The organism is Parendozoicomonas sp. Alg238-R29 (genome assembly GCF_947331445.1).
Lineage (GTDB): Bacteria > Pseudomonadota > Gammaproteobacteria > Pseudomonadales > Endozoicomonadaceae > Sansalvadorimonas.
The window spans coordinates 1-13,830 of the sequence record NZ_CAMZOG010000018.1 but is presented as its reverse complement, the minus strand read 5'-3'; the positions used below and the strand labels follow the sequence as shown (position 1 = coordinate 13,830).

The following is a 13,830-nucleotide window of genomic DNA, read 5'->3' as shown; positions in this document are numbered from 1 at the left end:
GATCGTTTTCCTAACCAGAGCCTGTTAAATAAAAGAACCGAGCTTGAATGAGTCTCTGAAGCTTTCTCTGTTTTGACTTTAGGACGTCCAGTCCAGTTTTATATGCTTGAGATGATCTGGTATCCCGAGCCCGTACATAATTCTGGCTGCTAGCTCTGATTGCTGTTCTTGATGATGACTCCAATTTTTTATTTTGCATAATTCAATATAGAACAGACGTGCACGTTTTTGTGAGTACCCAGGGAGAGAAGCTGGTTGCATTTTGGCTTCGGAAGAGTCAGATGATTTTCCGCCTTTGGGAGGTTGGTTGTAGGGTGAACTTTTATATTCCCGGTCACCCCTTCTCCTCTTTTGTTTCTCTCTGTTGTTAGGCGTTAGTGTATAAGTTTCTTCAGTGGCTACAATTTCTTTAGTGAATACAATTTCTTCAGCGACTCCAAAGTCTCCACTGACTATAGAGTCCTCTGATACTTCCACTGTCTCTACACCTGTAGCGGCCTGTTCAGCTGTTTTGTTGTCAGGGGTGGGAACAAACTTAAATCCAGAGCTGGCAAGGTGATATTTTATCCATGGCAAGGCTCCAGCAAATGCAGTCTGGCTGGCGGGCTTTGAGGACATTGCGCTTGTTAACCAGCCATATACATCTGCGTTTTTTCTAAACAACCAGTTCATAAAATCTTTTGCCTCTACTGCAATAGGTTGTCCCCCTTCTTTAACCCTCTGTACCATGCGGTCAGGGGCTCGCTTGAATTTCTTTTGCATCATGGTTTTCAGCGTATTGGCATTTTTCCAGTCGTTTGGAGAATAAAAGTAGTTAATCACATCTCTTGAATACTTTTTTGCCTCAAGAACTTTCGTTCTTAACTGCTTGTAATCGTTGTCACTAGGCCAGCCTGTACGTTCAAACTCTGTTAAATAGACAGAAGCATGGGTGAGATCCATTAGCTCCTGTTTAAGGTTGTCGTGTTTGCTACCTGATAATGAGTCATCCCATTTGCCTCTCTCAAGGAAATAATATTCTGGTTCTATAGGGCTATGCTTTGCACTTGTTTGTGCTCCTGTCTCAGATGATGTTTGAGTATGAAGAGAGGTCTGAGGAGTGGCTTGTTGTGAGCAGCTTGGGCCAGGTGAAGTTGGTGCACCTTCAACACACAAAGGATTGAACACCCGGCTTGATCGGTTAATTTCTTCGATTTTAGAAACGGTAATGTGGTGAAGTAAAACATATAGAACATTGCGCTCATGTATCGAGAAGTTATCTTGTCTATTAACTTTGCCTAACCATTGGTGGAGTTCTTCATCTGTTTCTTTAATCTGTTGACTTAATTCATGGTGGTTGTACGAAAAATAATCGTCGCATTTAACCATAAACTGTGCATATCGCAGTAACATATTCCAGTTGCGTGGAGAAATATGCTCTGCTACATCTTGGGTGTAATCCGTGGCGCGAAGAACACCATCTCCGATATTGATTTCGTGGGCCATCTCTACTACATCATGAAATTCCGGGTATCCACGACCATCGCTAAATGTTGTGGCATCCAGCAGATATTCGTCGGAATAGTTCACAGTGCCTGAGGTAGATGTCACACGCCTTGTATGGTAAGAGGAAACTGCCGAGCTTTTCTCCGAGATATTGGGCTCAGAAGGCTTGGCGACAGACACACTTTTTGCAAAAGCTCGTGTATACAAATCCTGAACACCGGACAACTCTCTTGTTGGGGAATCTGCTCTATCTTGCCGGAATGCATCTCCGTATAAGCCACTAATCACTTTCCCGCATGGTGAAGCCATAGTTTTAACCTTTCTCGTAACTGTGAAAGGTTGTTAGACCACCGCTTTACGTTTCTTCTGCAACATCTGAGTTAGTTCTACTGTCATCTGGCAGGGGAGGAAGTTTTTGGTATTGTGCGCGAAGTGTTTCTCCATGGAGGCGCAGTATTTGAAAACGCTCAGGATTCTTCATGGGCAACAAGTCGGGTCGTAAAGCATGTCTGTTGTTTCTGAAAATACTATTTCGTACCTTCCTTTTTTCCGGGTCGGGTGTAACTCGAGCCATAGCCATTGCCAGAAAATTGTGTGCGAGTGCTTTTCCTTCGACTGTTTCCAAGTATTCTTTCTCCATCATTTTCAGGCTGGCGTAGAGAGTTTCATTGGTAGCCTGCTGGTAGACTTCTTGGTAATCAAATCCTGCCCGGTGAACATACTGCATAAACAGTGCATGTTTATTGCAGTCTGCATTTGTGTATTTCAGACCTGGAATAGCTCTGAAGCGAATAGGTCGTTTACAACGGGAACCTTTGCTGTCTTTGGCCATTTTGGCAAACTTGCACTTCCGTTTTCGGCATTCGGCAAGGAAGTGAGCGTTGTATTTTGTTTCTGCCTCTTCTCCTTGTTTCTCAAAGAGATCATCCAGAATTTTCCATGGGCTGTTTTTGGCAGGGTCTGGATCAATGACAACTACGTCTTTGTTTTTGAGGAATGTTCTTAGCTCACGGGCACCCCAGGTGCGCCATTGTTCTTTGGGAGTGTCGTTGGAGGTGGGCATCCAGAGTTTATTGTTCAATAAGGCTGCCATTAACGAGTCTTTTGAATCGATAACTGCTGAGTCATTAAAATCCAGCTTATCCCCCGGTTGTACATTAAAGGCCTGAAAAATGTACTGGGTAATAAGCTCTTCATAAAGAGGGTGGGCAGGGTGAAGAACGTGGAGTACATGCATAAATGTATCGCCTTCAATGCTGAGGTTCTGAGGGCGCTCAAACAACCAATAAATGACCTGAATATGGGCAAGTGTCCAGTTATCCTCTGGCTGGAGAAAAACGCCATTTGCGGGAACTCTTACAGGGTATATTTTCTTACCTGATCGCCCTCTCTGTCTGCGATTCCACTCTGATGCAAGACCTTTAGCTATTCCCTTTTTTTCTTCAGCATGATTACTTTTTTCTGTCAGGTAGCAGATATAGTCACCCATGGCCGTGAAATAGGCGTTACTTTCCTCTTTCAGCAGTCCCAGGGCTCTCTGTGTTAATACGTGAGCATCTGATGAGTCACATCTATACAATGCATAGCGACACAATTCGACAGACCATGTTTTGTGGTGGCGTTTTAGCTCTGGCCAATAAGGAACGGGTGTATCTTGGAGGAGATCGAGTAAAGGTTGTATTCGGCCGTTTTTTTCTTCGCATTCCTTAAGGGCTTGGCGGAGTTGCGCCTTTCTGCGAATCTGTTTGTCAAAGTGCTTTTGGTAAATCTCAGGGAAATCATCGGCAAATCGGTTCCAGTGGTCACTTTTGTAGTTGTAAAAGAATTCTTCTCCTTCTTCTATATTCCGTTTGGCCCTTACATAAAGCTCATGCTCCCCAGGCAGGGGAGGAATGTTTTCTGATGGTAGGGGAATAATTTCCACGTTAGCTGGGAGAAAAGCATTAAACCCATCGTTTAAAAAGCTTCCACCACCACGCCCTTCGTCTGGCTCTTGTAAACCATGTACGACCCGCGTCTGATTAACTCCCCGAATATGGCTCCAAACTTCATGATCCTCGCACTGTTGCAACTCTTTGCGCCGTTCTTGTGAAATATCCTCAACTATTCCGTCATACCAAGTAATAAACTCCCCCTCCTGAAAAGCTCTTTGGGCAAAAAGACCGTTACCTGCATTTGGGATAGTGCTTTTACGAACATCGATGCCGTTCTTGATAGTACAAACCTGAGCCATGGCTCTTTTCTTTAACGATTGTTTTTTCCATGGCGGGTCTTTTTGGGGAAGTGTTTTGTAGATCGCAACTTTTGCCTTTTTCGTCGGCTTGGATTCTGAGGGCGTAGATGTAGATACGGGGCTTGATGGGGCCGGGGAAGATGAAACGCCAGATATGCAAGGCTCATCCTCCATATCTGTATCATAAAAACTGGTGTTAGAGTTTGAAGCTGGTTCTGGTTCTAATTTCAATTCTGGGAGCCGGCGAGCGCTTCTTCTTTTTTTTATTGGAGTGAACGGGGCATCATCGTCGGGACTGTTTACTGAAGTTGAATCGTGTTCTGGAGGTAATAGAAGTTTTGAGGAGGTTCTTTTGCGTACACTTCGTCCTGCCGGCGTAGAGCTCTGGCTGCTATCTTGTTCTGCGCTGGGTTGGGCGTAATGACCAAGCTCTAACCGTTTCGCCAAGACCCGGAGGCTTCCACCGTAGCTATCACCTCCATTTAACATGGCGCCAACATTAAACATATTCCTGCTCTGCCCAGTGGAAACTTGGCATCACATCGCATTAGGCATTTGTAATCACTAACAGAGTTGTTAAAAGAAGGGAGAATGGCATCTCGCACCATTCCCTGATGCATGATCGTCTTATGGCAGGTGAATATATAGACGCAAATGAAAATTGTTATTGATCCGAGTTGAGCGCGAATTATTATCATTGGGGTTCTTCGGTAAATACGTTTCCCAAGCTGCTTATTTTTGAGCTGGTTTGTGGTTGGTAGAGGGTTTTGTGTCATCATGCTGGCTCTGAGGGGAGAGCTGTTCATAGCTGACGGAGGGGGAGCTTTGGGGCGTTATCTTGTTCTGGTGGTTTTATTATCCATTTTGTCTGGGTGCTCCCAGTTTTTTTTGCAGCCTCAGAGTGTTAATCAAGCTGAATTCTATGCTCGTCTGGAGCAAATGACATCGGAGGGGCGCCCGGAAGCTACAAGCCAACTGTTAAGAGAAGGACGTATGGCCTGGCAGGCCGGGAATGATGGCGAGAGTTTGCAGAAGCTGGGGCGAGCTTTACGTATCTCGCCGGATGATGGATTGATCTACTTCTACCTTGCCAGTATTAAGGGAAATTCTGGTAATCCCGAAGAGGCTGCATCTCTTGCACGAAGAGGGCTGTATTTTGCTAAAAATCCTTCGTTACAGAATCAATTGCGCAAGCTACTGAGTGATATCGAAAGTAAATCTCTTGGTGATTAATTTCATATTGAGTCATTCGGTATGCCGGTATAGTGTGGCGGACTTTTATTTTTGGAGTGTATGGTTTTGAGTGCCGACGTTTCCGCTCTGCTGAATGATCTGGAAAAGGCTTTACGTTCTGAAGGCCACTGGGTTGCTACGCCCCCAAGTGCTGAAGCATTGTCCAGTCATGAGCCTTTCTGTATTGATACATTGTCGTTTCCACAGTGGTTGCAATGGATTTATATCCCACGCCTCAGAGCTATGATCGAACACAAGTCACCTCTGCCTACTGGGTCGCAGATTCAACCCTATGCACAAGAGGCGTTTGCCGCTATGCATATCGATGGTGTGAACCTGTTTCCGATTATTGGTCGCCTTGATGAGGCTATGAGTTAATAGACATATAGCGTCGCTTACCTTTTGGGGGAAATCTGCAACGGAGCCTGAAATCAGAGTCTAGAATTGCTTGACTGCGTTTTTGCGGGTTCCCCGGAGGTTTGTAATGCAGTCTGACTCTTTTGTTTGCCGCGGCTGGTTGTTTCACCGTTTTTGGCTTCTGTCGTTCATCGCGATTTTTCTGGTTGCGTGTCACGCCCCTCCAAAACATCATTCGAGAGATGACAAGACTTATAAGTTAACCGTTCTGCATACTAACGATAACCATGGCCACTTCTGGAAAAACAGAAAAGGCGAAGGGGGGATGGCTGCCCGTAAAACGTTAATAGACCAGATCAGAGGCGAGGTTGCCAAGCAGGGTGGCTCAGTCATCTTGCTATCTGGTGGTGATATCAATACGGGTACACCCACATCTGACATGTTGGATGCCATGCCTGATATTAAAGGTATGAACATGATTGGTTACACTGCATCTGCTGTAGGTAACCATGAGTTCGATAACCCTTTACCTGTACTGATGAAGCAGGCTCGCTGGGCAAACTTCCCCTTCCTTGCCGCTAATGTTTACGATAAATCAACCGGCAAGCGTTTGTTTCAGCCTTACATTGTGGTCGACTCAGGCGGTTTGAAAATTGCCATTATTGGTTTAACAACACTGGATACAGTGGAAACATCAAATCCTGATGTAACCCGTGGGCTGAAGTTCACCGATCCGGTGAAAGAAGCCAAAGCACTTATGCCGGAAATGCGCAGCAAGGCTGACATTGTTATTGCTGCTACCCACCTTGGCTGGTACTTCCGGGGTAACTATGGGGTGAATGCTCCAGGGGATGTGAATCTGGCCAGAAAGGTAAATGGTATTGATATCATTGCCGGTGGTCATTCTCAGGATCCTCTGTTCCGCCCGGATATTATTAACTCAACCTACATCATGCAGGCCTTTGAATGGGGTAAGTATGTTGGTCGTGCAGATTTCATCTACAAGGATGGCATCCTCAAAATGACCAACTACGCGCTGATTCCTGTAAACCTGAAAGAGAAGGTTATACGCGGTGGCAAATCGGAGTACGTGAACGTTGGCCCGGTTATTTCTGAAAATAAAGCCATGTTGGAATTGCTGGAGCCATATAGAAAAGAAGGTGAAGCTCTGCTTAATGTTGTAGTGGGCTCTGTTGATAAACGCCTGCCTGGTGAACGGTCGGAGGTGCGCTTTCATGAAACAGCTCTTGGTCGTTTAATTGCCGAAGCTCAGAGAGATAGAGCCAAGGCTGATCTGGCAGTTTTGAACAGTGGTGGTATTCGGGCAAGTATTCCTGCGGGGCAGATTACATATCGTGATGTGTTGACTGTGCAGCCATTTGGTAATCAGGTGGCTTATATGGAGCTCAGTGGTCGAGATCTAAAGAACTATCTGCAGGTTGTTGGCAGTATGCCTCCAGACAGTGGTGCCTTTGCCCATTTCTCTAACGTTGCCATGGTTATTGAAGGTGGCAAGCTGAAGCAAATTACTGTTGGTGGTAAAAGAGTTGAAGACGGCAAAATCTACCGTATGGCAGTAAACAGTTTCTCCGCAGCCGGGGGTGATGGTTACCCTCAACTCGATAATAAACCCGGTTATGTGAATACCGGTTATATAGATGGTGAGGTTCTGAAGGATTATATTCAGAAAGTTTCGCCCATCAAGGTGAGCACTTATGAGCCGAAAGGTGAGGTGAAGCGCTATTAAGGCGCTAATGCCCGGTTCACGAATGTGTGCCGGGCATGTCTCAAGGTTTATTTTTCACAATATTCCTGAATTCCTTCATCTGCGCGCTTGAGCTGCTCCAGTTTCTCTTCATGAGAAAGTGTGCGCACTGTGCCGTCAGCATCTTTCATTTGAATACGGTGACTGCTCAGCAGTCGCTCTTTGTTTTCAGTCGCTTTACGGCAGGCCTCCTGTTGTTGCTTGGCAAGCTTGCTGAGTTGCTGATCGTATTCTTCTGTTTTACTGCTCTCTGCTGATCTTGGCTCACGCTCTGACTCGCTGCGTTCAGTGTGTCGTCCGTCGGCAGTATTTACCTTTGTTGTTTTGAACTGGGTAAATTCAGCATCTTCCGGAGGCTGTTTACCGAAGTGGACAGTGCCATTGCTGTCGGTCCATTTGTATACAGTATCTTGTGCGCTGGCATTAAAGGTGGCCGCCATAGCCATCACCAGAAGAAAGTGTGTGATTTTTTTCATCTATGCCCCGGGCATATCTTTCTTATTTATCTTGAGGGCTACTGTACATGTATATGGGGTTGGCTTGAAGTGCCGGGGCTGCTGCGCTATTGACTCACCGGGGTTGAAAGTCAACAATGAGCCGGAACGCACATAACAGAGCGCTTATTTTAGTTGTATGTTGGAGATGGGAGCATTGATCGCGACCTCTCTTTCGCTCCGGGATATTATTATCCGCCCTGCCCGGAGCCATTCCTCAAGGCAGAATCTGCACTGGAATGCATATGTCGGTACAAACTGGCTAACCATAATAAGAACGTGTTACGAGATGGTGAATGCCAGACTCTATGTTTTTATGCATATGTCTAGCGTTTCACCAGAAAAGTACTAACAATTCAACCTGGGTTTTTTCAGGTGCTCTTTAAGGGCTCAGATTAATCGGGTTGCAGAATAAATAACGGTGGTTCCGTGACTGAGGGTAAGCAGGTCGAACTTCTGTCCGGTGCGGACATGGTGGTAAGGGCGCTCGCTGATGAGGGTGTCGAATACATTTACGGTTATCCCGGCGGTGCTCTTTTGCACGTTTATGATGCCATTTTCCGCCAGGACAAAATTACACACGTACTGGTTCGCCATGAACAGGCGGCCACACACATGGCAGACGGTTATGCCCGTTCCAGCGGTAAAGCCGGTGTCGCTCTGGTCACTTCCGGGCCAGGGGCAACTAACACAATAACAGGTATTGCAACTGCCTATATGGACTCCATTCCCATGGTTGTTCTGTCAGGTCAGGTGCCTTCCCAGTTTATTGGTACAGACATGTTTCAGGAAACCGATATGGTGGGTATCTCCCGTCCTATCGTGAAACACAGCTTTCTGGTGAAGCGTGCCGAAGATATTCCGGAAATCATTAAGAAAGCCTTCTATATCGCTCAAACAGGCCGTCCTGGTCCTGTTGTTGTTGACCTTCCAAAAGATATTACTGATCTCACTAAAAAGTATCCCTATGAGTATCCGGGCAAAGTTAAGATTCGTTCTTACAGCCCCCCCCAGAAAGGACACAGTGGTCAGATTCGCAAGGCTGTTGATCTGCTGATGAAGGCTCGCCGCCCGATTATTTATGCTGGCGGTGGCGTGGTTATGGGAAATGGCTCGGAAGAGTTGACCAAACTAGTGAAGCAGAGTGGTGCTCCGGTTACCAATACCCTGATGGGGTTGGGATCTTATCCGGGTACTGATGAGCAGTTTGTGGGAATGCTGGGTATGCATGGTAGTTATGCTGCCAACTTGGCTATGCACCATAGTGATCTTGTTCTGGCTGTCGGTGTTCGATTTGATGATCGTGTGACCAACAGTACTAACAAGTTCTGCCCCACAGCCAAAATCGTACATGTCGATATTGATCCTGCCAGTATTGCCAAAAACATCCCTGTTGATGTTCCCATCGTTGGGCCGGTTAACAGTGTCCTGAAAGAAATGAATGACCTGGTGGCTGCAACTAAAGCTTCTCAGGATCAAGAAGCTTTAGGAAACTGGTGGAAGCAAGTTAATGAGTGGAGAGATGGGCAGGGTAGCCTGTTCCCGTTCGAAACTGCCGAAGGTGTCATTAAGCCCCAGCAGGTTGTTCAGGCTCTGTATGAAGCCACTAAGAATGACGACACCTACATAACGACAGATGTCGGACAGCACCAGATGTTTGCCGCTCAGCACTATCTGTTTGATAAGCCGAATCGTTGGATTACATCTGGTGGTTTAGGAACCATGGGCTTTGGTTTACCTGCCGCTATGGGGGTGAAACTCCATAACCCAGATGCCCACGTAGCCTGTGTGACGGGTGAAGGCAGTATTCAGATGAATATTCAGGAGTTGTCTACTTGTCTGCAATATGACCTGAATGTGAAGATTATTAACCTGAATAATCAGGCTCTGGGGATGGTACGGCAGTGGCAGACTATGCAGTACAGCAGCCGTTACTCCCATTCTTATATGGAATCACTGCCAGATTTTAAGAAACTGGTAGAGGCTTATGGTCATGTTGGGATTACGGTCACGGATGTGAAGGATCTTGCTCCCGCCATGGAAGAAGCCTTCTCTTTGAAAGATCGCCTTGTATTTCTCGATGTGGCTGTTGATACCAATGAGCATGTCTATCCGATGCAAATCAAGGATGGTTCTATGCGGGATATGTGGCTGACCAAAACGGAGCGTACCTGATGCGGCGTATTATTTCTGTACTCGTTGAAAACGAACCCGGTGCCCTGTCTCGTATTGTTGGTCTATTTGCTCAGCGTAACTACAACATTGAAACTTTGACTGTTGCCCCAACTGAAGATGAAACATTGTCTCGTCTTACAGTTGTGACAGACGGCAAGCCGGAAACCATTGAGCAGATCACCAAACAGCTGAACAAACTGATTGATGTAGTGAAGCTGGTGGATCTGACGGAAGGTTCCCATGTTGAGCGTGAGCTGATGCTGATTAAGGTGAAAGCTCACGGAGCTCTGCGGGCGGAAATTAAGCGCACTGCTGATATATTCCGGGGCCAGATTGTTGATGTCACCAGTGGTGTTTACACAGTTCAGTTAACAGGAACCGGTGAAAAGCTGGATGCCTTTATTGATGCGGTGGGTGAAACTTCTGTGTTGGAAGTGGCTCGCAGTGGTGTAACCGGTATTGCCAGAGGTGAAAAGGTACTGAGTCTTTAATCTCTTGAGCCTTTAATCTTATTGGTGTAATTAGAAGCCGTTTTTGCTCTAAAGCAAAATCGGCTTTTTTATGTTTTAAATCTGGTTGGCAGCCTGTTCCCAGAATGCGCGAATTAAAGGGTTCTTCAGTTTTTTCTCCTGTGCGCACAACCCCACGTCATAAGATTTTAATTCTGGTTTGCTATCAAGGATTTGAACCTTGTTTGCCAGAGGGCTGTTCTCCAGAACGATCAATGGCACAACGCCGACACCGAACCCCAGACTGACCATGCTGACGATAGCTTCATTGCCGGCAACCTGTGAGTAGATGTGTGGCTTGATGTTTTTGTCAGCGAACCATTTGTTCACTCGTTGCCGGGCGACACCTTCTTCGGAAAGAATCATCGGCGTGCTTGCCCACTCATCAGGTGTTTTTGGTGCGCTAAAGTCTCCCAGTGGAGTAATAAACAGTAAGGGTGAAACGGCGATATCCTGAAAAGCCAGATTCGTTGGTAGGGTGCTTGGCCGGGCGGCTATAGCGATATCTTCTTTACCGGAAAGAATATGAGAGATGGCTAGTTCCGGATCGCCCGTGTGGAGCTTGATCTCAATGCGTGGATACTGCTGGCGAAATTCATAGAGAATATCGTAGAGAAAACTGTAACTGGCAGTCACCGAACAATAAACGCTGAGTTCCCCCTTAAGCTCTTGAGTGCTAGAGCGCAGATTGCTGCTGACACTTTCCCACTGGCTTATGGTTTCCCGGGCATATTTCTGAAACGCTTTGCCCTCTGCCGTTAATACAACACTGCGGTTGTCCCGCTCAAATAATATTGCTCCCAGAGAGTCTTCGAGGGATTTTATGCTCCGACTCAGGGTCGGCGGGCTGATATGGCAAATCCCGCTGGCACGCCCGAAGTGCAGTGTTTCGGACAGGGCAAGGAAGTGCTTGAGTGGGCGGAAGTCCATGGCCGCAAGACTCTCCTGATAATGTTGTCAGAGATTATCTCCCGAGAGTTCTTTGGGAATCCAGAAAATCCCTACTCCAGCCGATAGCTGCACTGTCAGAGAATAGATAGGTGGGTGCGGAGTTGTGGTGTATCAATGGGTTCGAAGTGTTGCGTGGAACTTTCTTTTTCTAGCGGGAAGTGTTTACGGAAGTGTTCAGTATGCCGTACCTCCCCAGCCGGATAATTACATCCGCGATCTTATAGAAGAGAAAGTTGACCTGATTCTTAACAACCTCTCGGACAAAGAGTTGGCACGCTTGCTGAAGCCTTACCGGGATGAGCTGGTTCGCGAAGTATTACGGGAGTGTGAGCAGGTTGATTGTCAGCCCGGGCAGTTAACATTTGAAGAGGCCATTGCTGCGATACTTAAGTGGCAGGGAAGTCACCTCGGAGGAATAAATTTTGGAGGGGCTGGTGCTCCTGTGTCAGCTGTTACTGAAGCTGCTTTGTTAGCTTCACCGATGATGCCGGATAGAAGGGATAGCTGTGCTGCCATTGTGGAAGGTGAAATCTCCATGGAGTACGGCTTTTTCAAAGAGAGAAAGGTGCAGGTCTTTGTAAAACCGGAACTGGCAAAAAAGAAGCAAGGGCCAGTGGTTTTCTTCTGGCATGGTTCTAATGAAGATTGGGGGCAGGTTTACCGGGTTCTTGGGGAGAGTGTTATCAATCAAATAACGAAAGAAGGTGGTGTGGTGTTCGCCCCTTTTGCAGGTTCGCCCGACGCGCTGCCCTGGCATGTTATGAATCCTGCTTTGGTATGGAAGCACAACGATTTCCAACTGGCAGACCAGCTGGTGGCTTGTGCTGAGGAAGAGTTTGATATTAATGATCGGCGCATTTACAGCATGGGTTTCAGTGCCGGTGGTATACAAAGTGCGGCCATGGGACGTATGCGCTCCAATTATATAGCTGCAATTGCCAGTTACTCTGGTGGCCAGCTGCCTTGGTTCAAGCTTCTGCCAACAGGGGCGCCGAACAATTATTACCCTGCTTTTGTAACCTATGGTACGAAAGGTCAGGATAAAGTGCCTTTGGTAGAATTCTCTGATACGAGTAAGAAGTTAATCTTCTATATGGAAAATCGTGGTTTTCATAAGGCTATCGACTGTGAGCAGAATCGTGGTCATACCATGCCCAGCAGCACAAAGCAGGTGGGCTGGGATTACATTAGTAAAGTCACTTACTCAAGGGTCTCTGGTGCCTGGGTTGAAAAAGGTGGTGAGGCGAAGGTTGAGAAAAGGTCTGGAGATCGCTGTCTCTGATTGTGTTTCTCAAAGTGAAATATAGTTTTTCAAATATATCATTTTACGAAATGGGTTGGTCTCGCTATTGTTGGCTCCGAAAAAGCATTTTGCGCTAAAAAACAGCGGTACAAGCAGAAGCGTTTACGTCGCTCAGGAGTCAGGGTTATGCAGGTTTATTACGATAAGGATTGTGATCTTTCCATCATTCAGGGCAAAAAAGTTGCCATCATCGGTTACGGTTCCCAGGGGCATGCTCATGCCAACAACCTGAAAGACTCTGGCGTTGACGTTACTGTAGGTCTTCGCTCTGGTTCTGCATCTGTTGCTAAAGCTGAAGCTTCAGGCCTGAAGGTTAAAGATGTTGCTGATGCCGTATCTGAAGCGGATGTTGTAATGATTCTGACTCCTGATGAGTTTCAGTCTCAGCTTTACAAAGCAGAAATTGAACCAAATCTGAAGCAGGGGGCAACTCTGGCTTTCGCTCACGGCTTTGCTATTCACTACAATCAGGTTGTTCCTCGTGCTGACCTGGACGTAGTTATGATCGCCCCTAAGGCTCCCGGCCACACTGTTCGCTCTGAATTTGTAAAAGGCGGCGGTATTCCTGACCTGATTGCTATATTCCAGGACGTCTCTGGTAAAGCTAAAGATTTGTGCCTGTCATACGCTTCCGGCGTTGGTGGTGGTCGCTCCGGTATTATCGAAACAACCTTCAAAGATGAAACAGAAACAGATTTGTTTGGTGAGCAGGCTGTTCTGTGTGGTGGTGCTGTTGAACTGGTTAAGGCTGGTTTCGAAACTCTGACTGAAGCTGGTTACGCGCCAGAAATGGCCTACTTTGAATGTCTGCACGAACTGAAGTTGATTGTTGACCTGATGTACGAAGGTGGCATCGCCAACATGAACTACTCGATCTCTAATAATGCGGAGTATGGTGAGTATGTAACTGGCCCAGAGGTTATTAATGACGAATCTCGTCAGGCCATGCGTAATGCCCTGAAGCGTATCCAGAATGGTGAATACGCCAAGATGTTCATCACAGAAGGCGCAATGAACTACCCATCAATGACTGCTTACCGTCGTAACAATGCTGCTCACCCAATTGAGCAGGTCGGTTCCCGTTTGCGTGAAATGATGCCTTGGATCGCTGCCAACAAGATTGTTGATAAGGCCAAGAACTAAGCTCGTCTGGGAGGGGTGTCTGCTCCTCCCTTTTATTCTCCCTTTTATTCTCCCTTTTATTCTCCCTGGCTATTCCTGCTTTCCCTTCTCTTGATTCTATTGCTATAAACCAATCAAATAAGGCTCTTTCGCAGGTTGGCTGATCATTTCTGAGCCTCCTGTCGAATTTTCAGATACAGATA

The 13,830-nt window shown here is 46.6% G+C and carries 11 protein-coding genes; 7 read left to right on the top strand and 4 right to left on the bottom strand.

The window, feature by feature from the left end:
• Positions 1–78: 78 nt before the first annotated feature.
• Together QMA35_RS06615 and QMA35_RS06610 are read right to left on the bottom strand one after the other, a co-directional pair.
• Positions 79–1,794 (bottom strand): hypothetical protein, encoded by a 1,716-nt coding sequence (locus QMA35_RS06615; protein WP_281646352.1) that lies wholly within the window; start codon positions 1,792–1,794, stop codon positions 79–81.
• Positions 1,795–1,840: 46 nt separating this feature from the next.
• Complete coding sequence (locus QMA35_RS06610; RefSeq protein WP_281646351.1) at positions 1,841–3,718, bottom strand: SET domain-containing protein-lysine N-methyltransferase; 1,878 nt, start codon at positions 3,716–3,718, stop codon at positions 1,841–1,843.
• A 738-nt stretch (positions 3,719–4,456) separates the two neighbouring features.
• Here QMA35_RS06610 and QMA35_RS06605 point away from each other — a divergent pair.
• From QMA35_RS06605 to ushA, 3 genes are all read left to right on the top strand, one after another.
• Complete coding sequence (locus QMA35_RS06605; RefSeq protein WP_281646350.1) at positions 4,457–4,951, top strand: hypothetical protein; 495 nt, start codon at positions 4,457–4,459, stop codon at positions 4,949–4,951.
• Positions 4,952–5,017: 66 nt separating this feature from the next.
• Positions 5,018–5,329, top strand: coding sequence for a YqcC family protein (locus tag QMA35_RS06600; RefSeq protein WP_281646349.1), 312 nt, complete (start codon positions 5,018–5,020; stop codon positions 5,327–5,329).
• A gap of 106 nt (positions 5,330–5,435) precedes the next feature.
• Positions 5,436–7,055, top strand: coding sequence for a bifunctional UDP-sugar hydrolase/5'-nucleotidase UshA (gene ushA, locus QMA35_RS06595; protein WP_281646348.1), 1,620 nt, complete (start codon positions 5,436–5,438; stop codon positions 7,053–7,055).
• A 47-nt stretch (positions 7,056–7,102) separates the two neighbouring features.
• On the opposite strand, the gene QMA35_RS06590 is transcribed toward ushA, so the two are convergent.
• Positions 7,103–7,549 carry a DUF4124 domain-containing protein gene (locus QMA35_RS06590; protein ID WP_281646347.1) on the bottom strand — a complete coding sequence of 149 codons (447 nt, stop codon included), beginning with the start codon at positions 7,547–7,549 and terminating at the stop codon, positions 7,103–7,105.
• A 447-nt stretch (positions 7,550–7,996) separates the two neighbouring features.
• Between QMA35_RS06590 and QMA35_RS06585 the strand changes: the two genes are divergently transcribed.
• Positions 7,997–9,742, top strand: coding sequence for an acetolactate synthase 3 large subunit (locus QMA35_RS06585; protein WP_281646346.1), 1,746 nt, complete (start codon positions 7,997–7,999; stop codon positions 9,740–9,742).
• On the top strand, positions 9,742–10,233 hold the full coding sequence (gene ilvN, locus QMA35_RS06580; protein ID WP_281646345.1) for an acetolactate synthase small subunit: 492 nt from the start codon (positions 9,742–9,744) through the stop codon (positions 10,231–10,233). Before QMA35_RS06585 ends, ilvN begins: the two co-directional genes overlap by 1 nt.
• A 75-nt stretch (positions 10,234–10,308) precedes the next feature.
• Here the strand turns inward: ilvN and ilvY are convergent, their stop codons facing one another.
• Positions 10,309–11,181, bottom strand: a complete 873-nt coding sequence (ilvY, locus tag QMA35_RS06575) for an HTH-type transcriptional activator IlvY (RefSeq protein ID WP_281646344.1) — start codon at positions 11,179–11,181, stop codon at positions 10,309–10,311.
• Positions 11,182–11,308: 127 nt separating this feature from the next.
• Between ilvY and QMA35_RS06570 the strand changes: the two genes are divergently transcribed.
• Positions 11,309–12,484 carry a hypothetical protein gene (locus tag QMA35_RS06570; protein ID WP_281646343.1) on the top strand — a complete coding sequence of 392 codons (1,176 nt, stop codon included), beginning with the start codon at positions 11,309–11,311 and terminating at the stop codon, positions 12,482–12,484.
• 147 nt (positions 12,485–12,631) lie between these two features.
• A complete protein-coding gene (gene ilvC / locus QMA35_RS06565) occupies positions 12,632–13,648 on the top strand; it encodes a ketol-acid reductoisomerase (protein ID WP_281646342.1) in 1,017 nt (338 codons plus the stop codon).
• Positions 13,649–13,830 lie beyond the last annotated feature (182 nt).